The sequence below is a fragment of the Streptosporangium sp. NPDC002544 genome (assembly GCF_040295965.1).
In the GTDB taxonomy this organism is placed as follows: Bacteria; Actinomycetota; Actinomycetes; order Streptosporangiales; family Streptosporangiaceae; genus Streptosporangium.
In genome coordinates, this window is the sequence record NZ_JBEOWJ010000028.1 from 1 (window position 1) to 26989 (window position 26989).

At 68.5% G+C, this 26989-nt stretch carries 26 protein-coding genes and 1 tRNA gene; 12 read left to right on the forward strand and 15 right to left on the reverse strand.

Features of this window, described 5'->3' with window-relative positions:
• Positions 1–557 precede the first annotated feature (557 nt).
• Positions 558–1711, forward strand: a protein-coding gene (locus ABT061_RS33900) for an IS3 family transposase (RefSeq protein WP_350925953.1) whose coding sequence is annotated in 2 segments (ribosomal slippage) — positions 558–771 and positions 771–1711 — 1155 coding nt in all. Because the reading frame shifts where the segments join, the coding sequence is not laid out codon by codon here.
• A gap of 180 nt (positions 1712–1891) precedes the next feature.
• Here ABT061_RS33900 and ABT061_RS33905 read toward each other — a convergent pair.
• The 9 genes from ABT061_RS33905 to ABT061_RS33945 all read right to left on the reverse strand — a co-directional run bounded on the left by ABT061_RS33905 (position 1892) and on the right by ABT061_RS33945 (position 6742).
• Complete coding sequence (locus tag ABT061_RS33905; protein ID WP_350923360.1) at positions 1892–2137, reverse strand: helix-turn-helix domain-containing protein; 246 nt, start codon at positions 2135–2137, stop codon at positions 1892–1894.
• 185 nt (positions 2138–2322) lie between these two features.
• Positions 2323–2661 (reverse strand): transcriptional regulator, encoded by a 339-nt coding sequence (locus ABT061_RS33910; RefSeq protein WP_350925738.1) that lies wholly within the window; start codon positions 2659–2661, stop codon positions 2323–2325.
• Entirely contained in the window at positions 2658–3020 is a 363-nt protein-coding gene (locus ABT061_RS33915; protein ID WP_350925740.1) for a type II toxin-antitoxin system RelE/ParE family toxin, read from the reverse strand. Before ABT061_RS33915 ends, ABT061_RS33910 begins: the two co-directional genes overlap by 4 nt.
• A gap of 370 nt (positions 3021–3390) precedes the next feature.
• Positions 3391–3465, reverse strand: a tRNA-Val gene (locus ABT061_RS33920).
• A 33-nt stretch (positions 3466–3498) separates the two neighbouring features.
• A complete protein-coding gene (locus ABT061_RS33925) occupies positions 3499–4494 on the reverse strand; it encodes an ROK family protein (protein ID WP_350925742.1) in 996 nt (331 codons plus the stop codon).
• Positions 4495–4867: 373 nt separating this feature from the next.
• Entirely contained in the window at positions 4868–5179 is a 312-nt protein-coding gene (locus ABT061_RS33930) for a hypothetical protein (RefSeq protein WP_030920115.1), read from the reverse strand.
• A 62-nt stretch (positions 5180–5241) separates the two neighbouring features.
• Positions 5242–5700 (reverse strand): peroxiredoxin, encoded by a 459-nt coding sequence (locus ABT061_RS33935; RefSeq protein ID WP_350925745.1) that lies wholly within the window; start codon positions 5698–5700, stop codon positions 5242–5244.
• Positions 5701–5782: 82 nt separating this feature from the next.
• The gene (locus ABT061_RS33940) at positions 5783–6211 is read right to left on the reverse strand and encodes a DUF3052 domain-containing protein (RefSeq protein WP_030920118.1); all 429 of its coding nucleotides are present in this window, start codon (positions 6209–6211) and stop codon (positions 5783–5785) included.
• A gap of 123 nt (positions 6212–6334) precedes the next feature.
• On the reverse strand, positions 6335–6742 hold the full coding sequence (locus tag ABT061_RS33945) for a secondary thiamine-phosphate synthase enzyme YjbQ (protein WP_350925747.1): 408 nt from the start codon (positions 6740–6742) through the stop codon (positions 6335–6337).
• Positions 6743–7221: 479 nt separating this feature from the next.
• Here ABT061_RS33945 and aceE point away from each other — a divergent pair, with 479 nt between their 5' ends.
• Entirely contained in the window at positions 7222–9969 is a 2748-nt protein-coding gene (gene aceE / locus ABT061_RS33950; protein ID WP_350925749.1) for a pyruvate dehydrogenase (acetyl-transferring), homodimeric type, read from the forward strand.
• A 93-nt stretch (positions 9970–10062) separates the two neighbouring features.
• Complete coding sequence (locus ABT061_RS33955) at positions 10063–11613, forward strand: alpha/beta hydrolase (protein ID WP_350925751.1); 1551 nt, start codon at positions 10063–10065, stop codon at positions 11611–11613.
• A gap of 94 nt (positions 11614–11707) precedes the next feature.
• Here ABT061_RS33955 and ABT061_RS33960 read toward each other — a convergent pair whose 3' ends face one another.
• Positions 11708–13513, reverse strand: a complete 1806-nt coding sequence (locus ABT061_RS33960) for a serine/threonine-protein kinase (protein WP_350925753.1) — start codon at positions 13511–13513, stop codon at positions 11708–11710.
• A gap of 316 nt (positions 13514–13829) precedes the next feature.
• Here ABT061_RS33960 and ABT061_RS33965 point away from each other — a divergent pair, with 316 nt between their 5' ends.
• From ABT061_RS33965 to ABT061_RS34005, 9 genes are all read left to right on the forward strand, one after another.
• Positions 13830–14135 carry a hypothetical protein gene (locus ABT061_RS33965; RefSeq protein ID WP_350925755.1) on the forward strand — a complete coding sequence of 102 codons (306 nt, stop codon included), beginning with the start codon at positions 13830–13832 and terminating at the stop codon, positions 14133–14135.
• 10 nt (positions 14136–14145) lie between these two features.
• On the forward strand, positions 14146–15306 hold the full coding sequence (locus ABT061_RS33970) for a glutathionylspermidine synthase family protein (protein WP_350925757.1): 1161 nt from the start codon (positions 14146–14148) through the stop codon (positions 15304–15306).
• Between the two features lie 22 nt (positions 15307–15328).
• The gene (locus ABT061_RS33975) at positions 15329–15820 is read left to right on the forward strand and encodes a DUF350 domain-containing protein (RefSeq protein WP_350925759.1); all 492 of its coding nucleotides are present in this window, start codon (positions 15329–15331) and stop codon (positions 15818–15820) included.
• A 234-nt stretch (positions 15821–16054) separates the two neighbouring features.
• The gene (locus tag ABT061_RS33980) at positions 16055–17164 is read left to right on the forward strand and encodes a PucR family transcriptional regulator (RefSeq protein ID WP_051753216.1); all 1110 of its coding nucleotides are present in this window, start codon (positions 16055–16057) and stop codon (positions 17162–17164) included.
• A 117-nt stretch (positions 17165–17281) separates the two neighbouring features.
• Positions 17282–18193 carry an ACP S-malonyltransferase gene (locus ABT061_RS33985; RefSeq protein WP_350925761.1) on the forward strand — a complete coding sequence of 304 codons (912 nt, stop codon included), beginning with the start codon at positions 17282–17284 and terminating at the stop codon, positions 18191–18193.
• A gap of 7 nt (positions 18194–18200) precedes the next feature.
• Positions 18201–19157, forward strand: coding sequence for a beta-ketoacyl-ACP synthase III (locus ABT061_RS33990; protein ID WP_350925763.1), 957 nt, complete (start codon positions 18201–18203; stop codon positions 19155–19157).
• A gap of 65 nt (positions 19158–19222) precedes the next feature.
• On the forward strand, positions 19223–19462 hold the full coding sequence (locus tag ABT061_RS33995) for an acyl carrier protein (protein ID WP_030920149.1): 240 nt from the start codon (positions 19223–19225) through the stop codon (positions 19460–19462).
• Positions 19463–19513: 51 nt separating this feature from the next.
• Positions 19514–20746 carry a beta-ketoacyl-ACP synthase II gene (gene fabF / locus ABT061_RS34000; protein ID WP_350925765.1) on the forward strand — a complete coding sequence of 411 codons (1233 nt, stop codon included), beginning with the start codon at positions 19514–19516 and terminating at the stop codon, positions 20744–20746.
• 13 nt (positions 20747–20759) lie between these two features.
• Positions 20760–22181 (forward strand): acyl-CoA carboxylase subunit beta, encoded by a 1422-nt coding sequence (locus tag ABT061_RS34005; RefSeq protein WP_350925767.1) that lies wholly within the window; start codon positions 20760–20762, stop codon positions 22179–22181.
• 140 nt (positions 22182–22321) lie between these two features.
• On the opposite strand, the gene ABT061_RS34010 is transcribed toward ABT061_RS34005, so the two are convergent.
• The 5 genes from ABT061_RS34010 to ABT061_RS34030 form a co-directional block, all read right to left on the reverse strand.
• Positions 22322–22834, reverse strand: coding sequence for a VOC family protein (locus tag ABT061_RS34010; protein ID WP_350925769.1), 513 nt, complete (start codon positions 22832–22834; stop codon positions 22322–22324).
• Positions 22835–22893: 59 nt separating this feature from the next.
• Positions 22894–23577: a phosphatase PAP2 family protein gene (locus ABT061_RS34015; protein WP_350925771.1), complete on the reverse strand. Its 684-nt coding sequence runs from the start codon at positions 23575–23577 to the stop codon at positions 22894–22896.
• A 359-nt stretch (positions 23578–23936) separates the two neighbouring features.
• The gene (locus ABT061_RS34020) at positions 23937–25505 is read right to left on the reverse strand and encodes a pectate lyase family protein (RefSeq protein WP_502991535.1); all 1569 of its coding nucleotides are present in this window, start codon (positions 25503–25505) and stop codon (positions 23937–23939) included.
• 219 nt (positions 25506–25724) lie between these two features.
• Positions 25725–26327 carry a cadmium resistance transporter gene (locus tag ABT061_RS34025; RefSeq protein WP_350925773.1) on the reverse strand — a complete coding sequence of 201 codons (603 nt, stop codon included), beginning with the start codon at positions 26325–26327 and terminating at the stop codon, positions 25725–25727.
• Positions 26328–26511: 184 nt separating this feature from the next.
• Entirely contained in the window at positions 26512–26886 is a 375-nt protein-coding gene (locus ABT061_RS34030) for a hypothetical protein (protein WP_350925775.1), read from the reverse strand.
• Between the last annotated feature and the right edge of the window lie 103 nt (positions 26887–26989).

A 26989-nucleotide genomic window follows, 5' to 3' on the forward strand; every position in this document is an offset into this window, starting at 1 on the left:
GATCAGACCTTCGAGTTCGGCCTCCAAGCCCTCCTCGACGGCCTTGAGGACCGGCTCACCGGCCGGCCCGGACGCGCCCCGACCACCCGTCACGATGCCCGGCGGATATGAAGATCACTCAGGCTGAGCGGAACGCCGGAGGACGGCACCCCCACCCGCGTCAGCTCCCTAACGCCACTGGCCGTTCCGTTGTTGCTCAAGCCCCGACGGCCGGCCGCGCATCCTCACCTTCGCCGACCCGGAGGTGGCGTCGCAGGCGCCCGGGTCGCAGTGCACGATCGTTATCTGGGGTTGTCAAGCGAAGTAGCTGGTCAGCCGCTTGAAAGCCGTTAAGCCATGTAAGGCACGTTGGGCTGGCTGGCGCTGCCACACCGAGGTCTGAGTTGGCTGCCGACAAAAGAGGTCGGTGACAGCGATCATCTCCAGATGACCGTCGAAGAGGGCGCAGCGCAGCCTGGAGTTGACCCGGTTTGGTGGACACCTGATCTCTGGGGAGCCCTGGTTCCCGGAAGGAGTCCACTGTGCCGAACAACTATCCGCCGGAATTCCGCCGGCAGATGGTGGAACTGATGCGCGCGGGACGGTCGCCGGAGGAACTGGCTCGCGAGTTCGAGCCCTCCGCCCAGTCGATCCGTACCTGGGTGCGCCAGGCCGACCTTGATGACGGTCGCCGTGCCGATGGCCTGATCAGCGTCGGAAAAGACGAGCTGGCCCGGCTGCGTCGCGAGGTCAAGCTTCTCCGCGAGGAGAAGGAGATCTTGCGTAAGGCCGCGGTCTTCTTCGCGCGGGAGATGGATCGGCCGAGATGAGGTTCCGGCTGATCGATGCGGAGCAAGACCACCACGACGTCTCCCTGCCGGCCCGGGTGCGGGGTGTGTCGCGCCAGGGCTACTACGCCTGGGCCGCCCGCCATCGGCGCGGCCCGTCGGCACGCGCCTGCCGCGACGCCGAGCTGATCGAGAAGATCCGTGCTCACCACGCCGCTTCGGATGAGATCCACGGAGCGCCGCGCATCCACGCCGATCTGCGCGAGCTCGACGGGATCTGCATCGGACGCAAGCGCGCGGCCCGGCTGATGCGCGCGGCCGGGCTGGCCGTGGTGAGCCGGCGCAGGGGCTGCCGCACCACGATCGCCGATCAGCATGCCGTCGCCGCGTCCGATCTGGTCAAACGAAAATTCGAAGCAGAAGAGCCGAACCGGATCTGGACCGCCGACATCACGTACGTGCCGACCTGGCAGGGCTTTGTCTACCTCGCGGTGGTGTTGGACGTGTTCTCCCGGCGCATCGTCGGCTGGGCGATGGCCGAGCACATGCGCACCGAGTTGGTCACCGACGCCCTGGCGATGGCGATCCACCAGCGTCGCCCCAGTCCTGGAGTGATCCACCACAGCGACAAGGGCGGGCAATATACCTCGATCGCCTTTGGTCGACGCTGTGCCCAGGCCGGAGTCCGGCCGTCGACGGGCCACACCGGGACGTGCTTCGACAACGCCATCACCGAGAGCTTCTTTGCCTCGCTGGAGTGCGAACTGCTCGACCGGCGCACCTTCCGCAGCAGGTCCGAGGCCGAACGCGCGGTGTTCGCTTATATCGAGGGGTTCTACAACCCGCGCCGCCACCACTCAGCCAACGGCCAGCTCAGCCCGGCCGAGCACGAGCGCCGACACGCACTCAAGAACGTTCACGAAGGTGGCTATGCTGCCGCGTAGCCGAAAGCCCTGACGTGTCTACCGAACCGGGGCAACTCCAGTCCGGCCCCGTCCGTGGCCGTTGTCACCCAGAACTCGCGCTCTCTGCGCATCCTGTCATCAGTGCTGATTTCGATGACTCCCCACAGCACCTCGGCAGCGAGCGGGATTCCTGCGCGCCGGGTGACCGGTGTCCGCCGATCAGGCCGCGTGTGGCTCGAACCAGACCGACCCCAGATCATGACCGGAGGTGAGGCGAACGTCGGCGTTCAGCGCCGCGGCCAGATGCCGCAGCAAGGCGATCGTCGGCGCGGTCCCGCCTTCCTCGATGCACTCGATCTCATCCTCGGTCATACCCGCACGCTCGGCCAGCTCCGCCACGGTCAGTCCAAGCGCACCACGCCGGTCATACAGCGCCTTACCAAAAGCCAACGCTTCACGGATCATGATCCGTTCGGGATCCTTGATCTCAGGTTCAGGCCGCACCCAGCGGGTGTGATAACCAGTCATCACACCTTCCTCTCATAGATCTCGGCCACCAACCCGTGGTGGTCGCGTTCACAGATCTTCTGCGCCCGGACCGCCCTGTCGAAGAGAAGAACACCGGAACATGGCATCCATCATGGGCAAGATCACCCCGTACGACGACCGCGAGGCGTGTCGAGCACCATGACCGAGTCGCCGAAATCGGCCACGATCTTGAGCTGACCTCCGAGCGCCGTTACGTAAGCAGCCAGGGTGGCCACTTCGCTGATCACTCCGCTCTCGATCTGTGAGATGCGGGCCTGTGACACGCCCATCGCCTGAGCGACATCCTCCTGCCGTAGGCCGAGCTTACGTCTGGCTTCAGCGAGTTGGTAGGCACGCTGGCGAGCTACGAGCCCATCGCGGAGTTGAGCGACCTCCTGCTCATCGCCGGGCTGGACAAGCTCAGCACGCAGTTCCTCCCAGGTCACCGCCTGATCGCTCATTGCTCCCCCTCTTTGAGGTACCGGGCAAAACGCGCCTCTGCTGTTTTGATCGCCACGTCATACCAACCGCTCCAGTCGCCGGACTTGTCTCCGGCGACCAGGAACACGGCTTGACGCCAGGGGTCGAAAACGAAGAGCAGCCGCACCTCACTCCGCCCGCTGGATCCAGGTCTCAGCTCCTTGAGGTTACGGATAGTCGACCCTCGAAGCGTGTCCACCAAGGGCCGCCCCAAACCGGGCCCCTCCTCGGCGACCCGATCCAAGGCCGCAGCGATCAGCAAGAGCGTTTGCCGATCCGCCTTCCGTAGCTCGTGAAGCCAGTCCCGGACCTCTGGAACGATCACTATCTGCCAGTTCACTTCAGCATAATAAATTTCTTATGCTGATCCAAGAGGAGCTTTGGCAACTCAGCGTATCGCCAACGTCACAAAAGCCCCTTCTCCCTTGCTGCGGAGATCTTGAACGTATGGAGCGAATCAGCAGCTCGCGCATTTGGAGAACAGCGGCGTAATGCTTGAGCCGGGTCAGGACCACGCGGGCGCGTTGAGCGGTGAGGTCGAGCGACACGTCCAGCATCCGGGACGCCGCGTTCGCCGCCTCCTCGGGCTCATTGGCATCTGCGAAGCTGACGGCAAGCCAGGATGGCGAGCGGTCACCAAGCACCGCAGTCCCGACACCCACCCAAAACCACGAAAGGCTCTGACCTATTAACGCAGGTCAGAACCATTTTGGTGGGCACTACTGGGTTCGAACCAGTGACATCTCGCTTGTAAGGCGAGCGCTCTACCGCTGAGCTAAGCGCCCGGGGTAATCCCGTTGGACAGACGGGACAACACCTTACGCCACCCGGGGGGATTTCAGCACATCGGGAGACCAGTTGGCCCCCGCGTCGGCGAAACCGGCGGCGCGCCAGCCGAGGAGGGCTGCGCCGAGCATGCCGGCTGACATGCCGAGGGCAGCCTGGCGCAGAGGCGGTGCGTCGCGGAAGGCGAGGCGTTCGCCAAGGCGCTCGGCCAGGGGAACGGAGAGGAGGGGGCCCGCCTCGGCGAGGCCGCCACCGAGGACGATGGCCGAGGGGTCCAGCAGGAGCGTGTAGGTGGCCAGGGCCAGGGAGAGCGCCTCGACCGCTTCGCCCCAGATCTCCATGGCGAGAGGATCTCCGGAGGCGGTCAGGGCCGCGACCTGCTCGGCGGTGGCGGTGACGGGCGAGGTGCTGGGGACGGTGACGGGCGAGGCGGGGGCGGTGGATGAGGTGGCGCGAGCGGAGTAGCGGCGGGCTACGGCGGAGGCGGAGGCGTAGGTCTCCAGGCAGCCGATCTGGCCACAGGCACACGGCTCGCCCTCCGGGAAGACCGGGATGTGGCCGATCTCGCCGCCCCAGCCGGCGCTCCCGCCGTACGGCTCGCCGTGCAGGATCACAGCGCCCGCGATGCCGGTGCCGATGGGCAGGAACAGGAAGTCGGAGAGCTCGCGACCGGCACCCAGGACACTCTCCGCGAGGCCGCCGGTGCGGACGTCGTGGCCGAGCATGACGGGGACGTCGAGCGGGACGAAATCCGTCGCGGGGACGTCCCTCCAGCCGATGTTGGCGGAGTAGAGGGCCGCATCGGCGGTGACCAGGCCGGGCACGGCGAGTCCGACGCCCGCGGGGGTGCCGCCGCCCGCGGTGGCCAGGTCGTCGATGAACGACCGGATCGTCGCGACGACGGCGGCGGGGCCCCTATCCCGTGGAGTCGTGCGGCGGTCGATGTGGATGATCTCGCCGGACCTGGTGACGAGGCCGCCCTTCATCGACGTTCCACCGACGTCAAGGGCAACAACGAAGGAGCTCATGCACCCATCCAGCGGCTCGAAGGAGCGGGACCGAGCCCGACCCTAGCGCACGGCATGCGCGCTCGGATGGGGTAGATCCACCGATATGGCGGGGATCGGAAAGGAACCCCGGCTACGGCTTCATATGCGGCTTACCGGCATCTCGGGTGATCATCGCTGGATGGGACGGTGCCGCACGCGGTGGCTTCCGTGATCTGGGTGGTTCGGCAGGCCGGTGGCGCGCCGAACCACCCAGATCACAAAAACTCCCACTCCCCACCCTGGCCGCGCTTTTCACCCCAGCGGTGACCGGCCGACCCGATCCCGAACACTCGCACACCACGTACGCGGACGTGACCTCACCGGGGCCCCGCCTCCAGGCGAGAACGGCCCCTCAGGGGACCCGGCGCAGCACCCTGGCCAGGGCGGCCTCCACCTCGTCGGCCAGGCCCGGGGCACAGGCGACGGCCGGTCGGCCGTCGGCGCGGGCGAGCCGCACCGAGCCGCAGGACCGGCACTCCACCTCGCCGAGCCGGCAGATGAGCGCGACGGAGCCGCATGAGGAGCACGTGTCGAGCTCGACTTCATGGGTGCGCCGGCAGTCCGGGCAGATCAGCACCTGCGTCTCGTCGCGCACCCCGCGCGTCCACGGGCTGGCACCACGGATCGGGTCGGTCTGCCTGGCCCCGCAGGAGAAGCAGGGCATGATCGCCTCCGAGAGGTCGGACCGGCGGGCGCCGCGTGAACGGGCGGTCGCCGGATCACCGCTTAGGGAAGTTCGGCGAGCACCTTGCGGTACTCGGCGATGTCGCGGGCCTGTGAAATCGGATTCACGACACGCCAGCGGACCACGCCCTCGCCGTCGATGATGAAGGTTCCGCGCTCCGCGAAGCCCTTCTCCTCATCGAACACACCGTACGCCCGCGCGACCTGTCCGTGCGGCCAGAAGTCGGAGAGCAGCGGGAAGGTGTAGCCCTTCTGATCCGCCCACGCACGGTGAGCGAAGATGGAGTCAATCGAGATGGTGAGAACTTCAACGTCTTCGGGCGTGTCGGCCATGAACTCGTCGCGGATGGCGTCGAGTTCGCCGCTGCAGACGCCGGTGAACGCGAGAGGATAGAAGATCAGCACGATCTTTTTGCCCCGGTGGTCGGAAAGCTTGACCGGGGTGCCGTGCTGGTCGCTCAGCTCGAAGCCCGGAGCCTGGGTACCCACCTCGATCGCCATGGCCGGGGTTCCTTTCGTCGCATGAGGCATGCGTCATCATCCTGCCGTACGGCTCGCGCGAGCCGTACGGCAGGGCGGACCCTTAGCGGCGCGCCTTGGGCGTCGCCAGACGCGTCCCCGACCAGTCGGGGGCCGCACTGATGCTGCTGGTCTGCGAGAGACCCGCAGTGGTGGCGTCTTCCCCGATGTCGCTCGGCTCCACGTGCCCGTCCCGGCCGGCTTTGGGAGTGAGCAGCCAGATCTGGCCACCATCGGTGAGGTTGGTCACCACGCTGCTCAGGGCGTCGAACAGATCACCGTCACCGTCACGCCACCAGAGCAGCACGACGTCGACGACGTCCTCGAAGTCTTCATCGACCAGCTCGTTACCGGTCAGCTCCTCGACGGAGTCGCGCAGATCGTCGTCAGCGTCCTCGTCCCATCCGACCTCCTGCACCACCTGACCCTGCTTGAGGCCGAGTCGTTCGGCCAGGCCGCGTTCGCCCTGGGCCTGACCCGCGGTCGCGCTCACGTTTGTCCCTCCTGCTTGGATGGCCCCGCAATCACACGGTGCTCAAAGTGCTTCGGCACAGTCCACACGCTGTGACCCTTAGTCGTCAACGGTCGCCACGGCAACGACTGGGCTACGTATGAATTAGTCCGACAAAAATGACAAACGGACCTGGCGTTCCAGATTGTCGACGTTGAGATCCACCACGGCGATGGACTGCCAGGTTCCCAGCGCGAGCCGCCCCGACAGGACCGGGACGGTGGCGTACGGCGGAATGAGGGCGGGCATGACATGCGACCGTCCATGCCCTCTTGAGCCGTGCGCATGCTTCCATCTGTCATCGGCGGGAAGCAGAGCCTCCAGCGCCACGAGCAGATCGTCGTCACTGCCTGAGCCCAGCTCCAGCAGCGCGACCCCGGCGGTCGCGTGGGGCACGAAGACGTTCAACAGACCGTCGCCCCCACATGACCGGACGAAGCTCTCGCACTCGGAGGTGATGTCGTGCACCCGCTCCCGGGAACCCGTTACCACCTCGATCGTCTGAGATCTCACATACCGATCCTACGATCCATCGTGAGCTGCGCTGACGACCGCACCCGGCGCGGAGCGCATCAGGCGCCCCATCCGTCACGCGCCCACACTGGGTAGATCACCTTATACGGGACGCTCCAGCTCTCCATGGGCGTACGAAAGGGGCGCGGAGGGCACTAAGAGGGAGCGCCACTCGTTACATATATGCAAGGTTTCAGTCGCTCCTCCCAGCCCTGGGAGCCCTCCTCGCGTGAGGGTTCCGGACCCGGCCAGCCGGCGGGACCCGGATTCACAGGGAGGGGACCTGTAAAAAAGAGGGAACCTCGATGTAACCTTTGACGGCAATTCGTCCTACCATCGGTGGTCTAGGCCACTTATGTACCCCTGCCAGCAGGGATCTCCTGGTTACCGGTAAGTAGAGATGCACTTTCCGGGGTAAGCGACCAGGATGGAAGACGACCTACACCAGACAAAAGTCCATCCTCGGAAGGCGAGACCCAGTGGCTTCCGGACGCCAGCGTTTCTCGATCATCAGCGACGGCCTACCCAGCCAGCTTCCTGATGTCGACCCCAGTGAGACCCAGGAGTGGCTCGAGTCGCTCGACAACGTCATCAAGACGGAAGGTCGCACTCGTGCTCGTTACCTGATGCTTCGGCTGTTGGAACGGGCTCGCGAGCATCAGGTCGGTGTGCCCGGCCTGCGTAGCACCGACTACATCAACACCATCCCGCCGGAGCGTGAACCCTGGTTCCCAGGCGACGAGTACGTCGAGCGCCGGATCCGCGCCTACACGCGCTGGAACGCGGCGGTCATGGTGACCCGGGCCAATGCCCGCACCAACGTCGGCGGGCACATCGCCACCTACGCCTCGGCCGCGTCGCTCTACGAGGTGGGTTTCAACCACTTCTTCCGCGGTAAGGACCACGGCGAGTCCGGAGACCAGGTCTTCTTCCAGGGCCACGCCGCACCTGGCATCTACGCCCGCGCCTTCCTTGAGGGCCGCCTCAACGAGGCCCAGCTCGACGCCTTCCGCCAGGAGCTCTCGCACGGTTTCAAGGGCCTGCCCTCCTATCCGCACCCCCGCCTGATGCCCGACTTCTGGGAGTTCCCCACGGTCTCCATGGGTCTCGGCCCGATCGGGGCGATCTACCAGGCCCGGTTCAACCGCTACCTGCTGAACCGGAAGATCAAGGACACCAGCCGGAGCCACGTCTGGTGCTACCTCGGTGACGGCGAGATGGACGAGCCCGAGTCGCTCGGCGCGATCGGCCTGGCGGCCCGCGAGGAGCTCGACAACCTCACCTTCGTCATCAACTGCAACCTGCAGCGTCTCGACGGCCCGGTACGCGGCAACGGAAAGATCATCCAGGAGCTGGAGTCCTACTTCCGCGGCGCCGGCTGGAACGTCATCAAGGTCGTCTGGGGCCGTGACTGGGACCCGCTGCTGGCGGCCGACGTCGACGGCGTGCTGGTCAACAAGATGAACACCGTCCCCGACGGCCAGTTCCAGACCTACTCCGTCGAGTCCGGCGAGTACATCCGCGAGAACTTCTTCGGCGACGACCCGCGCCTGCGCAAGATGGTCGAGCACCTGTCGGACGAGGACATCCGCAAGCTGTCGCGCGGCGGCCACGACTACCGCAAGGTGTACGCGGCCTACAAGTCGGCTCGCGAGCACGTCGGCCAGCCGACCGTCATCCTCGCCCAGACCATCAAGGGCTGGACCCTCGGCAAGGACTTCGAGGCGCGCAACGCGACGCACCAGATGAAGAAGCTGTCCAAGGCCGACCTGAAGGAGTTCCGCGACCGGCTCTACCTGCCGATCCCCGACTCCGCCCTCGAGGCCGACCTTCCCCCGTACTTCCACCCGGGCGAGAACGACCCCGAGATCCAGTACATGAAGGAGCGGCGCGCGGCTCTGGGCGGTTTCCTGCCCAAGCGCGTGATGCGCGCCAAGCCGGTCAAACTTCCCGGCGACGCCGCCTACGCGCAGCTGAAGAAGGGCTCCGGAAAGCAGAACGTCGCCACCACCATGGCGTTCGTCCGCCTGCTCAAGGACCTCATGCGTGACAAGGAGATCGGCCACCGGTTCGTGCCGATCATCCCTGACGAGGCGCGTACCTTCGGTCTCGACGCGATCTTCCCGACGGCGAAGATCTACTCGCCGCACGGCCAGACCTACGAGGCGGTCGACCGCGAGCTGCTGCTGTCGTACAAGGAGTCGACCGAGGGCCAGATCCTGCACGAGGGCATCAGCGAGTCGGGCTCGATGGCCTCCACGATCGCGGTCGGCTCGTCGTACGCCACGCACGGCGAGCACATGATCCCGATCTACATCTTCTACTCGATGTTCGGCTGGCAGCGCACCGCCGACCAGATGTGGCAGCTCGCCGACCAGATGGGCCGCGGCTTCCTGCTCGGCGCCACCGCCGGCCGCACCACGCTGAACGGCGAGGGCCTGCAGCACGAGGACGGCCACACCCCGCTGATCGCCTCGACGAACCCGGCGGCGGTCTCCTACGACCCGTCGTGGGGGTTCGAGGTGGCCCACATCGTCAAGGACGGCCTGCGGAGGATGTACGGCGACCAACCGGAGAACGTCTTCTACTACCTGACCGTCTACAACGAGCCCTACCTCCAGCCCGCCGAGCCCGCGGACCTGGACGTGGCGGGCCTGCTCAAGGGTCTGTACAGGTTCGCCCCGGCTCCGGCCGTCTCAGGCCCGAGGGCCAACATCCTGGCGTCCGGTGTGGCCGGACCGTGGGCCGTGGAGGCCCAGCGGATGCTGGCCGAGGACTGGGGGGTGGCAGCCGAGGTCTGGTCGGCCACCTCCTGGACGGAGCTGCGCCGCGACGCGCTCGCCGCCGAGGAGCACAACCTGCTCAACCCCGAGGCGGACAAGCGCGTGCCGTACGTCACGCAGGCGCTGTCGAAGGCCCAGGGGCCGTTCGTGGGCGTGAGCGACTACATGCGGGCGGTCCAGGACCAGATCGCCCAGTGGGTTCCCGGTGACTGGAGCTCGCTCGGCACCGACGGCTTCGGCCTGTCGGACACCCGGTCGGCGCTGCGCCGCCACTTCCACGTCGACGCGGCCTCGATCACCCTGGCCGTGCTCACCCGGCTGGTCGAGCGCGGTGAGCTCGACCCCGAGGTGCTGGGCGACGCCATCTCCATGTACCACTTGAAGAACGGCGTGACCGAGGCCGGGGGCGCCGAGAGCAACGACACCCAGTCCATGGGCGTGTGATCCTTTCCGGGCGGGTTCTCCTTTTCCATGGGGGCCCGCCCGGTTAGGGTGGAATCGCTTCCCCCGGCGAACGATTTCAGGGGGAGCTTTTTCATGGCAAGAATCCTTAGGGCGGCCGCGACGGTCGCGGCCCTGTCAACCGCGCTCGCCGCCTGCGGCAGCGGCGGCCAAGGAAACAGTGTCGCCGCGGGCACCTCCGCGCCGACCGCCACCACGCCGACGGCCGCGCCCTCGGGAACGATCGCCTGGGGCCCGTGCACCGACATCAAGCGACCCGGCGGCCAGCCTCCCGCGCAGTCCGAACGCGCGCAGCAGTGCGGGAAACTCAAGGTCCCGCTCGACTACGCCAAACCTGACAGCGACTCCATCGACATGGCCGTCATCCGCGTCAGAGCCTCGGGTCCCGGCAAGCGAATCGGCTCGCTGGTCTTCAACTTCGGCGGTCCCGGCGCCTCGGGCGTCGACACCCTGGCCCAGGCCGCCAAGGCCTTCACCACTCTGAACCGCCACTACGACCTGGTCAGCTTCGACCCCCGCGGAGTCGGCCGCAGTTCGGGCGTCCGGTGCGGCGGCAACGCGATGATGGACAAGTACACCTCGATGAACACCCTGCCCACCAACGACGCCGATCGCGCCGAGATCCGGCAGACCACCAAGGAGTTCGTGACGGCCTGCGGGCAGACCTCGGGCAAGCTGCTGCCCTATGTCGGCACGGTGAACGCCGCCGCGGACATGGACCGCCTCCGCGAGGCCCTGGGCGAGGAGAAACTGAACTACTTCGGCATCTCGTACGGGACGCAGCTCGGCGCGGTCTACGCGACCAGGTTCCCGAAGAACGTGGGCCGGTTCGTGCTGGACGCCCCGCTGGACCCGAGCGTGTCCCTGGCCGATCGCACGATGGTCCAGACGAAGGGCTTCCAGCACGCCTACAACGCCTTCCTCAAGGACTGCGTGAAGGAACCCCGCCAGTGTGAGATCGGCACCGACGTGACCCTCGCCAACAAGAACGTCGTGAAACTCATGGACGACCTGAAGGACACCCCGCTCGAGGTCGGCGACCGTACCCTGACGCAGGGACTGACGGGCACCGGCATCGCCGCCGCGCTGTACTCGGAGATGACCTGGCCGCTGCTCGACCAGGCGCTGGGCCAGGCGATCAAGGGGGACGGACGGATCATGCTGGCGCTGGCCGACAGCTACAACGGTCGCCTGCCCGACGGCAGCTACACGACGCTCATGAGCAGCTTCCCGGCGATCAGTTGCGTCGACACCGCGGAACGGCCCACTCCCGGGGAACTGGCCACGGTCGAGGCCGAGACGATGAGGGTCTCCCCGCTGTTCGGCGGCAGCGGGATGGGCCTGACCTGCTCGATGTGGCCGGTTCCCGGCAGCGACGAGGCCAGGCGGGTCAACGCCACGGGCTCGGCCCCGATCGTGGTGATCGGCGGCACCGGCGACCCCGCCACCCCGTACGAGTGGGCTCCGAAACTGACCTCGGAACTCAGGACCGGCGTGCTGGTGACCTACAAGGGCGAGGGACACGGCGCCTACCTGTCCGGTGACGCCTGCATCGCGAAGGTGACCGACGCCTACCTGATCGACGGGAAGGTTCCCGCGAAGGGGATCACCTGCTCGAACCCCTGACGTGACCTTCCCCTGGTCCCTCTGCCCACCCAGGTCATCCTGGCGACGCCTCCCCGCGTTGCCAGGAGTCACCTGACCACTCGCGGGAGAGGGTCTAGCAGGTCTCCAGGCGGGGCAGCGCGGTCTCGAAGCGGAAGTCGACCCTGCCCAGGTGGCTTTTGAGCAGGTGTGCCAGGGTTCCGTCCGCGTACATGGACGTGATCACTTCGTTGATCTTCCGACAGGCCACCGGATCGCCGGTTCGAAGTGCCACACCGTACCGTTCCGAGGTGAGCCTGACTCCGACGATCTTGACCTTGACGCCGCGCAGGCGGGCGCCGAAGCCGGCGATCAGCAGGTCGTCGCCGACCATGGCGTCGGCGCTGCCGTCGCCCACCTGGGACGCGCACTGGGCGGGATCACCTTCTGTGGGGACGAAGCCAACACCTCTACCACGGATGATCGTGCCCGTGGTCTGCCCGGGTGACAGGCAGATCCTCTTGCCTCGCAGGTCCTTCAGCTTGTCGATCTTCGCATCGGCAAGGACGAGCACGTCGCGGTGGGCGACGTAGTACGGCCCGGCGAAGGCGACCCGGCTACGGTCGGCATCGTCGATCGAGAGGTTGGAGATCACCAGGTCGACCTTGCCCTTCTCGACCCACTCCTCCCTGTCCGAGTAGCCCACGGGCACGAATCTGAGACCGCCTTCGGGCACCGCCAGGGCCTTCGCCAGGTAGGCGGCCACATCGGCCTCGAACCCGCGCGGCGGGTCGTCGCCCAGTGAGATCCCCGGCAGGCCGCCGCGGTAGCCCACCCGGAGCCTGCCGGTGGCCTTGATCCGATCGAGCAGTGGTGAGCCCGTGGAGACCTTCGTGACCTCGGCCGCGACCGAGGGGGTCGATGACGGCGGACGGGTGGGCTCGGCCCGCCCGCCGGGCGGGAAACCGAACTGGACGGCCAGGAAGGCGCCGACCCCGCCGAGGACGGCGATCCCGCCGGCGATCGCGGCCCGCCTCCGGGTGCGCCTGACCGGCCCCTCCGGCCGCGTCAGATCCACTGTGGCGGCCTGCACGCCCTCGGCCAGCACCTCCTCGGATGCCTCCGCCTCGTCCACCGGGTGGCCGAGCAGGCGTTTCAACAGCACGTCCGAGGTGGGCCTGAGCTTCTGGTCCTTGTTCAGGCAGGCGGCGACGAGCTCACGCAACCCGTCGGGCAGGGCGCTCAGGTCGGCCTCGTGGTTGATGACACGGTTGAGCGTCGCCACGATCGTGTCGCTCCCGAAAGGGGCCTTTCCGGTGGCGGTGAAGACGATGGTCGAGCCCCAGGCGAACACGTCGGCGGGGAACCCCACCCGCTCTCCGGCGATCTGCTCGGGCGCCATGTAGGCGGGGGTGCCGACCGCGCGGGTGGTGATCGTCCCGCTCTCGTCAATGATCTTCGCGATGCCGAAGTCGACCACCCGGGGGCCGTCCATGGCGAGCATGACGTTGTCGGGCTTGAAATCCCGGTGCGCGATGCCCGCGTGGTGGATCGCGGTCAGCGCGGTGGCGGTGCCGATGGCCAGGCGCTCCAGTTCCTCACCGGACAGCGGTCCGTCGCGCTCGACGACCCGGCGCAGCGACGGGCCCTCGATCAGCTCGCTCGCGATGTAGGGCGTCTCACCGTCGAGGTCGGCGTCGAGCACCCGGGCGGTGCAGAAGGAGGCCACCCGGCGAGCCGCCGCCAGCTCGCGCGCGAAGCGGGCACGCGCGTGGACCTCCTCGGTGAAGCGCACATGCAGCAGCTTGATGGCGGCGCGCTCGCCACCCTCGGACTCGCCGAGGTAGACGACCCCCTGACCGCCCTCCCCCAGTCTGCCCCTGAGCGAGTACTCCCCCAGTCGCGGCGGATCCCCCGGCCGCAACGGTCTGATCTCCGGCACCGCGGACCCCTCGTTCCCTGTGCTTTGCCAGAACATTACACATCGGACGGGGAATGATCACCCTTCTTCGCCGGGCCGACCGGACGCGATCTCCCATGTGTGCGCAACGGTGATTCTCACCATGGCTCCATACCGCGGTTGAACCGACAAAACAGCATCGATAGCCTAGGCCAACGCATCTCATTGGAGCTCGATGGCCCAACCACCAAAACACCCGCAGGCCGCATCACAGGATCTTCCCGGCAGGCCACCCGCCAAGCCTTCGGGGTTCAAGGCTTCCAGGGCGGTCACCATCACCGGGATCAGCGTCGTCTCAATGCTTCTGGTCAGTTCCTGCTCCACGCAGCAGGACTACAAGGAGGTGGGCGCCGAGTGCGTCGATCTCAACAGCCGCCAGCCGGACGGCACGTACCGGGTGGTGGACGAGGACCTCTGCGACGACAGCCGCTACCGCGGGTCACGGGGCGCCTACGGCTGGTACTACGGCGGCGTCAGGAGCGGCGCCCGCATCCGGCAGGGGACCACGCTGCGCCCCTCGGACGTCAAAATCACCAGCGGTAAGGGCACCGTGATCCAGCGGGGCGGCTTCGGCGGGCGCAGTGGGTCGGGTAGCGGGAGCTGATCCGGCACAGATGAGACGCGAGACCTCGCTCCCCCGCGCCGACTGGGAGAGCATCATCGAAGGCCACGGCCTGGCCTACCACCGCTCGGCACACCCCGAAGGTCTCACCCGCCCGTACTGGGACGAGACCGTGCAGTACGTCTTCTCCATGGACGAGATCCTGGACCTGGAGAACCAGGTCGAGGATCTGCACCGGATGTGCCTGCACGCCGTGGAGCACGTCATCGAGAAGAACCGCTACGCCGACTTCGCGATTCCGGACTGGGTGGCCCCGGAGATCGCCGCCTCCTGGGAGCGGAACGACCCGCACCTGTTCGGCCGGTTCGACCTGCGCTACGACGGGACCGGTCCGGCCAAGATGCTGGAGTACAACGCCGACACCCCCACCAGCCTGCTGGAGAGCTCGGTGGTGCAGTGGTTCTGGCTGCGTGACCGCTACCCCGACGACGACCAGTGGAACTCCATCCACGAACGACTGATCGCCAGGTGGCAGCAGATCTCGACCGGCCTGCCCACCGGACCCACGCACTTCGCCTGGACCAACATGGACACCTCGGGCGAGGAGGCGATGACCCTCGCCTACCTGCAGGAGACCGCCGACCAGGCCGGCCTCAAGACCGTCGCGGTGGCCATGGAGGACATCGGCTGGGACGACCTCAACCTCCGCTTCGTCGACATGGAGCGCCGGGTGATCCGCTCGCTCTGCAAGCTGTACCCGTGGGAGTGGGCGGTCGCCGATCCGTTCGGCACACGGGCGGTGCGCCAGCAGGTCTCGATGACCTGGATCGAGCCGCTGTGGAAGATGCTGCTGTCCAACAAGGCGCTGCTCGCGGTGCTCTGGGAGCTGTATCCGGACCACCAGAACCTGCTGCCCGCCTATCTCGACGGCCCCCGCGACATGTCCTCGTACATCGCCAAGCCGCTGCTCGGCCGCGAGGGCGCGAGCATGCGGATCGTCACCCCCGGCGAGCGCGTCGAGACCTCGGGCGGCTACGGCGCCGAAGGGTACGTCTACCAGGAGTTCCAGGCGCTGCCCGTCTTCGACGGCTGGCGCCCCGTGCTCGGCGCCTGGATGGTCCACGACGAGGCGGCGGGTGTCGGCATCCGCGAGACCTCAGGGTTCATCACCGACGACACATCGTCATTCGTTCCGCACCGCATCGAGCTCTGAGTCCTGGAAAGAGAATCAAGCCATGAGTCCCACCCCCACCCCGGCCGTGACGCTCCTGCCCCCCGCGACCGGCGGCGAGGCGCTCTCCCTCGCCGAAATCCTCGGGCGCGGCGCGCTCGCGATCGCCTCCTACGCCGCCCTCGGCGTGATCCTGCTGATCATCGGCTTCTACGTGATCGACATGGCCATTCCCGGCAAGCTCAGCCGGCTGATCAAGGAGGAGCGCAACCCCAACGCCACGCTGCTGGCCTGCTGTGGGCTGGCCGCCGTCGGGCTGATCGTCGCGGCCTCCATCTGGTCCTCCGGTGGCGCCCTGCAGGAGGGCCTGCTCGCGACGCTGGTCTTCGGCCTGGTCGGCATCGCCGTACAGACCGTGGCGATGATCGCGTTCGACAGGGTGGCGGGAATCTCGGTGCGCGCTCTGGTCAAGGAGCCGGAGCTCCAGCCGGGCGCCCGGCTGCTGGCGGTCACCCACCTGGCCATCGGACTGATCACCGCCGTCGCGGTCGTCTGAGCGCGGTCGCGTCCACCACACGGGGGACCCGGTCGTACCGGACGTACAAGATCGAGGGGCGTGCGCTGTCGGGGACCATGGCCGGTGCATCTCCGACGACCTGGCACTCTTAGTGGCGTGAGGGAACGGAGCGAGCGAGCGGTCAGGCACAGCGACGTCGTGACCGGGTCGGACGGGAGGGATCTCGATCCCGACCGGGTCAGGGAGGACACCACGCGCCGGCTTGAACGGGCCATGGGCACGTTGAGCACGGCCGCCATGTCCCGGATGGACGACCGGCTGATGTGGTTTCGCGCACTTTCCGCAGAGGACAGGTCCTGGGTCGGGCTGGTCGCCCAGGCCGGGATCGCCGCCTTCGTGGAGTGGTTCCAGCACGCCGGCGAGGGCCGCCCGACGCCCAGCATCGAGTTCTTCGGCACCGCGCCCAGGGAGCTGAAGCGGTCCATCTCGCTGCAGCAGACGGTCGACATCGTGCGGGTCGTGGTCGAGGTGGTCGAGGCACAGACCGAGGAACTGGCGGCGCCCGGCGGCGATGACCAGCTCCAGCAGGCGATGCTCCGCTACACCCGCGATGTCGCGTTCGCCGCCGCGCAGGTGTACGCGCGGGAGGCCGAGGCGCGCGGCGCCTGGGACGCGCGGCTGGAGGCGCTGATCGTGGACGCCCTGGTCAGGGGGGAGGTCGACGACGGCCTGCACTCCTGGGCCGCCGCGCTCGGCTGGACCTCCACCCCCGTCGTGGTGCTGGCGGGACAGACGCCCGACGACGACCCGCAGGCGGTGATAGACGCATTGCGCGATCGGGGCCGCAGGTCCGGCCTGGACATGCTGGCCGGGGTGCAGGGCGACCGGCTGATCGTGATCGTGGGCGGCGCGGACAGCGTCGCCGCCGCGGCCAGGCATGTGGTGCCGCGTTTCGGAAACGGGCCGATCGTGATCGGGCCCGAGGTCGCGGACCTGCACTCGGCCGCCAGATCCGCGCGGGCGGCGATGGCGGGGCTGCGGGCGGCCGCGGGGTGGCCGGACGCGCCCAGGCCGGTCCACGCCGAGGATCTGCTGGCCGAGCGGGCCCTCGACGGTGACGCCGACGCCAGGGCGCAGCTGATCGAGAACGTCTACCAGCCACTGATCGGCACGCCACTGCTCGACACCCTGGCGACCTACCTGGAACAGGGCACCTCCCTGGAGGCGACGGCCAGGCTGCTGTTCGTCCACCCGAACACGGTGCGCTACCGTCTGCGTAAGATCACCGAGCTGACCGGCTACCAGCCGACGGAGGGGCGATCCGCCTTCACTCTGCAGGTGGGGCTGATCCTCGGACGCCTATCGGAAACGCCGGTGACATAGCAGGCTTTACTTAACTTCCACGAAACCCCCACTGTAGGTTCCCTACAAAAAAGTGGGGACAAACTTCGTCTGGATCTCTATCCGAGTATTGAACCTCTACAGGGCAGGCTGGATTTCGTGCTCGTCATCGTCGCTCCGGGCCAGGGTGCCCAGACTCCAGGCTTCCTCAGTCCATGGCTCGAACTACCGGGCCTGGCCGACCGGCTGACCGCTTGGTCGGAGTTGGCCGGACTCGATCTGATCGCCTACGGGACCATCGCCGACGCGGACGAGATCCGTGACACCGCCGTCGCGCAGCCCCTGCTCGTGGCCGCCGGACTGGCCATCGCCGAGGTCCTGGGGGCCTCTCCCGACATCGTCGCCGGGCACAGCGTGGGCGAGTTCACCGCCGCCACCCTGGCCGGGGTGCTCACGCCCGAACAGGCCCTCGGCCTCGTCCGCGAGCGCGGCCAGGCCATGGCCAAGGCCGCGGCCATCGCCGAGACCGGCATGTCCGCCGTCCTCGGCGGGGTCGAGGAGGAGGTCCTCGCGGCCATCGCCGCCAACGGGCTCACTCCCGCCAACGTCAACGGCGCCGGACAGATCGTCGCCGGCGGCACGCTGGAGCAGCTGGCGGCCTTCAAGGCGGAGCCGCCCGCCCGCGCCCGGGTGATCCCGCTGTCGGTCGCCGGCGCGTTCCACACCGCGCACATGGCCTCCGCCGTCGACAACCTGCGTGAGGCCGCCTCGGGCCTCACCCCGGCCGACCCCGCCGTCACCCTGCTGTCCAACAGCGACGGCGCGGCGGTCACGAGCGGCGCCGACTTCCTGGAGCGTCTGGTCACCCAGGTCGCCAACCCGGTGCGCTGGGACGCCTGCATGGCCACGATGGCCGAGCTCGGCGTCACCACCATGATCGAACTTGTCCCCGGCGGCACGCTCACCGGCCTGGCCAAGCGTGCTCTGCGCGGGGTGACGACCGTCGCCCTGAAGACCCCCGACGATCTGGAAGCCGCACGAGCCGCTCTCCAGTCGAATGAGGAGCGGTGACCGAGGTATGAAGACCCCTCAGGGTTCTCCGGGCGCGAAGATCCTGGCCTTCGGCCACTACCAGCCTGCCCAGGTGGTCACCAACGACGACCTGTCCGCGACCATGGAGACCGACGACGCCTGGATCCAGAGCCGGGTCGGCATCAAGGAGCGCCGGATCGCCCCGGACAGCGAGTCGGAGATCGACCTGGCCGTGCAGGCGGGCGGCAAGGCGCTCGCCGCGAGCGGCCTGTCGGTCTCCGACATCGACCTGGTGATCGTCGCCACCTGCACGCTGGAGACCCAGATCCCCAACGCCGCCGGCCGGGTGGCCACGCGGCTGGGCATCGACGCTCCCGGCGCGTTCGACGTCAACACCGCCTGCTCCGGCTTCTGCTACGCGCTCGCGGTCGCCAACGACGCGATCCGCGCGGGCTCGGCCACCAACGTGCTCGTCGTCGGCACCGAGAAGCTCTCCCAGTGGATCGACTGGACCGACCGCGCCACCGCGGTGATCTTCGCCGACGGCGCGGGCGCGGCGGTCGTCGGCCCCTCCGACACCCCGGGGATCGGTCCCGTGGTCTGGGGCAGCGCCGGCGACAAGTTCGACGCGATCATCATCAAGGACCGCGACTCCTTCCTGCATCAGGAGGGCCAGACCGTGTTCCGCTGGGCGACCACCGCGCTCCACCCCGTCGCCAAGGAGATCTGCGAGCGTGCCGGGGTGGATCCCGCCGACCTCGCGGCCTTCGTGCCCCACCAGGCCAACCTTCGCATCATCGAGACGATCGCCCGCAAGCTCGGTGCCGAGAACGCCGTCATCGCCAAGGACATCGTCCTGGCGGGCAACACCTCGGCCGCCTCGATCCCCCTTGCCCTGTCCCGGATGATCGAACGCGGCGAGGTCCAGTCCGGCGGGCTCGCCCTGCTGCTGGGCTTCGGCGCGGGCCTGACCTATGCCGGTCAGGTCATCGAGATCCCCTAGAACTTCCGCGCGGCCCCGCCGCCCGGAAAGCCAGAAGAAAACCCATTTCAAGGAGAACACGCGACATGGCTCTGACCGAGCAGGAGATCCTCGCCGGCATTGGCAAGATCGTCAACGAGATCACCGGAATCCCGGCCTCCGAGGTCACTCCGGAGAAGAGCTTCGTCGACGACCTCGACATCGACTCGCTGTCCATGGTCGAGATCGCCGTCGCCGCCCAGGACGAGTTCGGCGTGGAGATCCCGGACGACCAGCTCAAGCACCTCAAGAACGTCAAGGACGTCATCAACTTCATCCAGAACTGAGACGTCTCGATCCTTACCCCTAAGACCAGCGATTCACAAGGAGCGCAGAACGTGAGTACAGGCCAGGTACGTGTCGTCGTCACCGGGCTCGGCGCGACGACGCCTCTCGGTGGGGACGTCGCCTCGACCTGGTCGGCGCTCCTCGCCGGTCAGTCCGGGGTACGCGACATCACCGAAGACTGGGTCGACTCCGTCCCGGTGAAGTTCGCCGCCTTCGCCGCGGTGGACCCGACCGAGGTCCTGCCCCGGCCGGAGGCCCGGCGGCTGGACCGGGCCGAGCAGTTCGCACTGGTCGCGGCCCGTGAGGCGTGGGCGCACGCCGCGATCGACAAGGTCGACCCCGAGCGGCTCGGTGTCGTCGTGGGCAGCGGTATCGGGGGCATCACCACGATCCTCGCCGCCTACGACACCTTCAAGGAGAAGGGCTGGCAACGGCTCTCACCGTTCACCGTGCCCATGCTGATGCCGAACGGCGCGGCGGGCTGGATCGGCATCGAGGTCGGCGCCCGCGCCGGCGTCCATGCCACCGTGAGCGCCTGCGCCACCGGCGCCGAGTCGATCGGGTACGCCATCGAGATGATCCGCTCCGGCCGGGCCGACGTGGTCGTGGCGGGCGGCACCGAGGCCGCCATCCACCCGCTGAACATCGGCTCCTTCGCCGCCATGCGCGCCATGTCGACCCGTAACGACGAGCCCCAGCGCGCCTCCCGGCCCTGGGACAAGGGCCGTGACGGGTTCGTCCTCGGCGAGGGCGCCGGCATCCTGGTGCTGGAGTCGGAGGAGCACGCCCGTACGCGTGGCGCCACGATCTACGCGGTGGCCGCCGGGGTCGGGTACTCGGCCGACGCACACCACATCGCCCAGCCCGAGCCGACCGGTGCCGGGGTCATGCTCGCCATGCGCCGCGCCCTGGAGAACTCCGGCCTCACGGGCGGCGACATCAAGCACGTGAACGCGCACTCCACCTCCACTCCCGCCGGCGACGTGGTGGAGACGGTCGCGATCAAGGAGGTCATCGGCGACCACCCGCTGGTCAGCGGCACCAAGTCGATGACCGGTCACCTGCTCGGCGGTGCCGGCGGCATCGAGTCCGTCTTCACGGTCCTCGCACTTCACGAGCGGCGCGCACCCGGAACGATCAACCTGGACGACCTCGACGACGGCGTCGAGGTGGACATCGTGCGCGCTGAGCCACGTGCTCTGCCCGGTGGCCAGATCGCCGCGATCAACAACTCCTTCGGGTTCGGCGGGCACGACGTCGCCGTGGCCTTCACCAGCGTCTGACAGGGAGCTCGTGGTGACTGTGCTCGACAACGGGGTGGTGAGCGAGGCCTCCGAACAGGAGCCTCTTGATCCCCGTGACCCCCAGGTGCGCCTCTCCGCTCTGCTCGACGAGGGCTCGCTCCGGCTGATCTCGCCGGTCGACCGCAGCGGCATGCTCGCCGCGACGGGCCGGGTGGAGGGCGTGCCGGTCGTCGCGTTCGTCAGCGACGCCCGCGTGCAGGGCGGTGCGATGGGCAGCGAGGGGTGCGAGCACATCGTGCACGCCTACGACGTCGCGGTCCGCGAGCGGGTCCCGATCATCGGCGTCTGGCACTCCGGCGGTGCCCGCCTCGCCGAGGGCGTCGAGTCGCTGCACGCGGTCGGCCGCGTCTTCGCCGCGATGACCCGCGCCTCAGGCGTGATCCCGCAGTTGTCCGTTGTCGTGGGCCCCGCCGCCGGCGGCGCCGCGTACGGCCCGGCGCTGACCGACATCGTGATCCTGGCCGACGAGGGCCGTATCTTCGTCACCGGTCCCGACGTGGTCCGCAGCGTCACCGGCGAGCAGATCGACATGGCCGGCCTGGGGGGCCCCGAGCCGCACAGCAAGCGCAGCGGCGTCGTCCACGTGGTCACCAAGACCGAGACGGAGGCCTACGTGCAGGCCCGCCGCCTCGCGGTGCTCCTCGGCCACCAGGGCCGGGTGCGCACCGAGGTCGAGGAGGTCGACTTCTCCGGCCTGCTGCCCGAGAACGTGCGCCGCGCCTACGATGTGAAGCCGCTCGTGGCGGGCCTGCTCGACGAGCCGGGCGTGGAGCTGCACGCCAAGTGGGCGCCCAACATCGTCACCACCCTGGGCCGTCTCGGAGGCCGGACCGTGGGCGTGGTGGCCAACAACCCGATGCGCCTGGGCGGCTGCCTCGACTCCGCCTCGGCGGAGAAGGCCGCACGGTTCGTCCGGATGTGCGATGCCTTCGGGGTGCCGCTGGTCGTCCTGGTCGACGTCCCCGGCTACCTGCCGGGCGTCGGACAGGAGCACGACGGTGTGGTCCGCCGCGGCGCCAAACTCCTGCACGCCTTCGCCGAGGCCTCCGTGCCGCGGATCACCCTGGTGACCAGGAAGGCGTACGGCGGCGCCTACATCGCCATGAACTCCCGCTCGCTGGGTGCGACCAAGGTGTTCGGCTGGCCGACGACCCAGATCGCGGTCATGGGTGCGGTCGCCGCGGTCCGCATCCTCAAGCGCCGCGAGCTCGCCGCCGCCCCCGAGGAGGAGCGCGCCGCCCTGGAGAGCAGGCTCGCCGAGGAGCACGAGGTCCTCGCCGGCGGTCTCGATCGGGCCATCGAGCTCGGTGTGATCGACGAGGTCATCAAGCCCGGGGAGACCCGGGGCGCCATCGCCAGGGTCCTGGCCAAGGCGACCCCCGCCCGGGGCGCGCACGGCAACATCCCGCTCTGAACGTGGCTCGTCGTGCCCCCACCCGGCCCCTTCGGGTGGGGGCATCGTTGCGCACGGGGGAGAGCCCGAAAAGTTTTTGATCTTGCTGTCATGGGGTGTGGCCCCCTCACACGTGGCACCCCAGCCCCTCCGCGAGGGTGTCACGCCCAGCAGGGCCCGCCAGACGACGAACTCTGCGGCCCGCTACTCGGCAGCGAACAGCACGACCTCTGTTGCGGCAAATCTCCGCCGTCCTCGGAGTGCGCACCGCCGTACTCCTCGGCGAAAGCCCCCGAGACTCCCATCGGAGGAAACGCCGACCCGCCGACGGGACCTCGCCGCTGATTCGTGGCGATCTCCCGGGTGACGTGCAGGTCGATGGTGCGGCCGTCAGGGTCCGTGAGGATGTGCCTGCCGGGCGTGAGCGGCGCTGTGGTGGAGCCGGCCGGGACCGTGAGACCGAGACGCAGGCTCCCGGTGGCGGGGCGGCGGCTGGTGGCGGGGTAGATCTCGAAGACGACTCCGCCGGAGAGAGTGGCGGCGTAGTGCTCGGGACCGGCGCCGTGCTGCTCTCTGGCGAAGGTGAGGCCGAGCCCGGCGTAGAAGTCTCGGCAGTCGTCGAACTGTTCGGTGTAGATGACGATCAGATTGGCGTGGATCATGTCAACTGCCACGAGAGTGTCAGTGCGCGATCCGAACGGTCGGTGGCGATGGCCCAGCGCTCTTTCACCCGCTACCGCCACGGGCCGTTTCGTCGTTGCCCAAGCCTGGCCACGATGGCGCGGCCGAGTAGTCCCAGCCCAAGACCGAGTGCCCAACCGGCGATCGCGTCACTGGGCCAGTGGTAGCCCAGCGCCACCGTCGCCGCCGCGACGCCGACGGCCAGCACGTGCGCTGCGCCGACCAGGTACCGCCCGCCGTCGCCCTGCACCAGGGTGGCGCTCACCAGCAGACAGGCCGCACCCAGCGCGGCATGCCCGGAGGGAAACGACTGCCCGGCCGCGAACAGCAGATCGCCACCCGAGCCAGGAGGCGTGCGCCCGAGCGCCTGCTTGAACAACCAGACCAGCGCGCTGGTCACAGCGAGCCACCCGCCGACAGCCGCCACCAGCAGCAGATCGCGCCGCCGCCAGGCCGCTACCACGGCCGCGATCATCACCAGGGAACCGACCAGCCAGAACTGGCCGCCGACCACGATCATCCGCCAGGCCACGTGCGGCCAGCCGGTCGCCCGCAGCCCGTCGAGGCCAAGCATCACGTGCTGATCCCAGCGCCGCAGCGGGCCGACGGCGAGCACATCGGCCGTGCTCGCCACGACGACGACCACGGCCAGGCCGCACAGTGCCGCGCTCGGCCGCCACCTCGCCAGGCCGAGCACGCCGTCACGCGGAATCCGCCACCAGCGCCTGAAAGTCATGAGTTCGAGGTGAGGCCCTTGCTGATCGCCGACGAGAAGGAGGGGACGCGGCGGGCGTGCCAGGCGCGAGCCGAGACCGTCTTGGGGCGGGAACGTCATGCCTGCCGGTCTGGGTCGACTCGGACGCCGTAGCGCGCTCAACGCGCCATCCAGTGTATGGCCCGGCTTCGCTCCAGGCCCCTGGGCCCGCCGCCCCGGACGGCTATCCGGCCTCCGCCCCGAGCTCCTGGCGCGCATCGAGGCGTCCAACCCACATGAGGCCGCGCGCAGGCCGTCCGAAGCCGAAGGGCGGGGCCCGTCAGTTGGACGGACCCCGCCCCCGTTCCGGGCGATCGGTGGCGGACGGTGGGACCGGCCCGCTACCCGGCGTAGGTCTCGAACTCGGCGACCTTCGGCGCGCCGGTCGAGCCGGTGATCTTGAAGGTGATCTTGCTCAGTGAGGTCGCGGCGAAGGTGACGGTGCCCGCCCCGCTGCCGGATTTCAGGACGGTGCCGGTGGTGCCGTTGACGAGCTGCCAGGATCCGATGCCGCCCGCGGAGCCTGACGCCTCACGGATGACGACCCTGGACACCGTCTTGGCGGAACTCCACTTGATCGAGATGTCACCGGTCGAGCCGGCCGGCGACCAGTAGGTGCTCAGGTTGCCGTCGCGCACGTTGCCGTAGCTCGTCCCGTCGGCCTTGCTGGAGCCGTCGGAACCGGCCCCGATGCTGAGGTTGGTCCCGCCGGGCGAAGGGGTGATCGTGGGCGTGGGGGTGGGAGTCGGCGTCACCGTGGGCGTGGGCGTCTGTGGCGAGCAGCCGCCGTTCGACACCCGCAGCCCCTTGTTGGCGCCCGCCGTCTGGCGGACGATGTCCGGCACGCAGCTCGCCCCGTCGAGGCTGTAGGAGTACGGGACGCTGACGGTGGTGTTGGACTGCGGGTCGGGTCCGGCGGGGGCGTTGTCGCTGCCGGGGGCCGACCAGGTCACGTTGTCGAAGATGTTGCCGGCGACCTGCCAGTAGCCGGCCTCGCTGGTGTAGAAGGTGCCCAGGACGTCCTTGGAGTCCTTGAAGTAGTTGTTCTCCACCTTGGCGCGGGCCCCGGCCCGGGAGTTGATGCCGGACTCGTGGAGGTTCACGTAGGAGTTGTTGTAGATGTGGGCTATACCGCCACGCAGCAGGGGTGTGCGGGAGTCGATGTTCTCGTACAGGTTGTGGTGGAAGGTGATGAAGCCGTTCAAGCGGTCGCTCTCGCTGGACCCGATGAGCCCGCCGCGGCCGGAGTTGCGCAGGGTGCTGTAGGACAGGGTCACGTACTGGGTGTCGTCCTTCATGTCGAAGAGGCCGTCGAACCCCTCCGACTCCCCGCCCGAGGCCTCCAGGGTGACGTGGTCGACCCAGACGTTGCGGACGGTGCTCTCCATGCCGATGGCATCGCCGCCGTTGGAGGTGGGCGAGCCCGACTTCTTGACGTTGCGGACGGTGACGTTCTGGATGATGATGTTGCTGGAGTCGCGGATGTGGATGCCCAGCTGGTCGAAGACGGCCCCGTTGCCGACCCCGATGATCGTGACGTTGCTGATCTGCTTGAGTTCGATCACGCCGGCGGCGGTGTTGCAGCTTGCACCCGACACCTTGCCGGTGTTGCCGTGATTGATGGTCCCCTCAACCTCGATGATGATCGGGGTGCTGCTGCCGGCCCGGCCGCACAGGGCCGCGTGGATCTCGGTCCCCGTGGTGGCCCTCACCGTCTGTCCGCCCGCACCGCCGGTGGTCCCGCCGTTGCCGGTCGCGTAGCCGGTGGCGCCGCCGACCGCCGCCGACACCTGAATCACCGGCACAGCCACACCGACCGCGGCCGCGGAGGTGCCGAGTGCCCACCCGGACACGGCGACCGCGCCGGCGATGGCGACCGCGGCGGCCCTCCTGTCGAACCTGTTCTTCACAGCCGAACTCCTTGCTGGTCCGGCAGGCCTGGGTGACCTGCGCTCCGGATTCCCCCCAGCGAGTGCGCACCGCTCACATGTATGAACACGTCCGTGTTGGCGGACAGTCACACCATAGGAAAGCGCTTTCCAGCTGTCAATGAACCGTGAAACTTTCGTTTCGTGACCTGACGGCGAGGGGTTGCGCCGCGAAATCCCCGAGGGCCCGCACGCGCCTGCTCACAGGCCGAAGGCGCCGCCTTCGATGAGGATGAGCGCGCCGATGGCGATCAGGACCACGGGTAGCAGGATGTGGCCCCAGCGGCTGAGGGTCTTGGCGATGACCGGATGGGTGGCGAAGAACCGCCCGGCCAGGCACCACACGGCGATCAGCAGGAGGAAGACCACGACGTACACGCTCATCCCGCCGATGCCCTCGGTGGCGAAGACCGGCACGTAGACGCCGATGTTGTCGCCGCCGTTGGCGAAGGTGACCGCGGCGACCGCCGACACGCCCGGCCCGCCGGAGGCGGCCCCACCCTCCTTCTCACCCTCCCCGTCGCGGTGGTTCCTCCAGGCCTGCCAGGCGGCCTTGAGACCGAGGGCGAGCGGGAGCAGGCCCAGGTAGGGGATGACCGCCTCAGGCAGGAACGTCGCCCCGAATCCGGCGGCGACGGCCACGACCAAGATGGCGGCGAAACCGAGATACTGACCGGCCACGATCCGCAGGGTCGAGCCGCGGTGTCCGGCGCCCTGGGCGAAGAACAGCGCCAGGACCAAGATGTCGTCGATGTTGGTGACGGCGAACAGGCCGGCCGCCTGGCCGATGATGCCGACGTTCATGACCGCATCGCCCCTTCGTCGGCGGGGCGGCGAGGGCCGGCGAAACGATCGCAGCTGCTGCCATGGTGGGCACGGCGGAACTCGGAGGGTGAATGCATGATCAACCTTGAGGTGTTTTCGAACGGTCAGGGCACGACGTGGTGCCGCCCGGCCATCTGGGCCAGGCGGCACCACGAGCGGCCTGTCAGCAGCGAAGGACCTGCAAGGCAGACAGCGAGGGCCGCAACGCGACCAGGGCGCTGCCCTTTGGCGCCCACTCCCCGGATGGCCTGGCCCTGTCGGGATCGGGCAGGGCGGTGCTCGCCAGGCAAAGGGCGTCGGCGGCCGGAGGGTGGGCACCGGGTGTGTCTCGCGGCGCCGTGGCCACCTCGTCAGAGGTGGTCATGGGCCGGGCGGGGTCATCGCGCGAGAGATGGGACAGGAACGCCTGCCCCGCCCGGGCGCCGACGGCCGGGGAAGCGGCCGCGCTCGCGGAGGAGGTGAACGGGTCGGGCATGACGAGGTACACCAGGAGCGCGACGGCCTGTAGCACGAGGAGCGCCCGTCTCCATCGCCTCACTGAGTTCTCCCTAGGCCTGCCGTGCCCGTCTCATCGCGGCTCGTCGCGGCGACCGTACAGCATCGTAGGGACATACCGCCTCTGGCGGCACCTCGCCTGCACC

Excerpts from the sequence above, each read along its gene's own strand:
- ABT061_RS33905 (WP_350923360.1), bottom strand. The coding sequence starts at position 2,137 with ATGATCCGTGAAGCGTTGGCTTTTGGTAAGGCGCTGTATGACCGGCGT.
- ABT061_RS33910 (WP_350925738.1), bottom strand. The coding sequence starts at position 2,661 with ATGAGCGATCAGGCGGTGACCTGGGAGGAACTGCGTGCTGAGCTTGTC.
- ABT061_RS33925 (WP_350925742.1), bottom strand. The coding sequence starts at position 4,494 with ATGAGCTCCTTCGTTGTTGCCCTTGACGTCGGTGGAACGTCGATGAAG.
- ABT061_RS33930 (WP_030920115.1), bottom strand. The coding sequence starts at position 5,179 with ATGCCCTGCTTCTCCTGCGGGGCCAGGCAGACCGACCCGATCCGTGGT.
- ABT061_RS33935 (WP_350925745.1), bottom strand. The coding sequence starts at position 5,700 with ATGGCGATCGAGGTGGGTACCCAGGCTCCGGGCTTCGAGCTGAGCGAC.
- ABT061_RS33955 (WP_350925751.1), top strand. The coding sequence starts at position 10,063 with ATGGCAAGAATCCTTAGGGCGGCCGCGACGGTCGCGGCCCTGTCAACC.
- ABT061_RS33965 (WP_350925755.1), top strand. The coding sequence starts at position 13,830 with ATGCTTCTGGTCAGTTCCTGCTCCACGCAGCAGGACTACAAGGAGGTG.
- ABT061_RS33970 (WP_350925757.1), top strand. The coding sequence starts at position 14,146 with ATGAGACGCGAGACCTCGCTCCCCCGCGCCGACTGGGAGAGCATCATC.
- ABT061_RS33975 (WP_350925759.1), top strand. The coding sequence starts at position 15,329 with ATGAGTCCCACCCCCACCCCGGCCGTGACGCTCCTGCCCCCCGCGACC.
- ABT061_RS33980 (WP_051753216.1), top strand. The coding sequence starts at position 16,055 with ATGGGCACGTTGAGCACGGCCGCCATGTCCCGGATGGACGACCGGCTG.
- ABT061_RS33990 (WP_350925763.1), top strand. The coding sequence starts at position 18,201 with ATGAAGACCCCTCAGGGTTCTCCGGGCGCGAAGATCCTGGCCTTCGGC.
- ABT061_RS33995 (WP_030920149.1), top strand. The coding sequence starts at position 19,223 with ATGGCTCTGACCGAGCAGGAGATCCTCGCCGGCATTGGCAAGATCGTC.
- ABT061_RS34015 (WP_350925771.1), bottom strand. The coding sequence starts at position 23,577 with ATGACTTTCAGGCGCTGGTGGCGGATTCCGCGTGACGGCGTGCTCGGC.
- ABT061_RS34025 (WP_350925773.1), bottom strand. The coding sequence starts at position 26,327 with ATGAACGTCGGCATCATCGGCCAGGCGGCCGGCCTGTTCGCCGTCACC.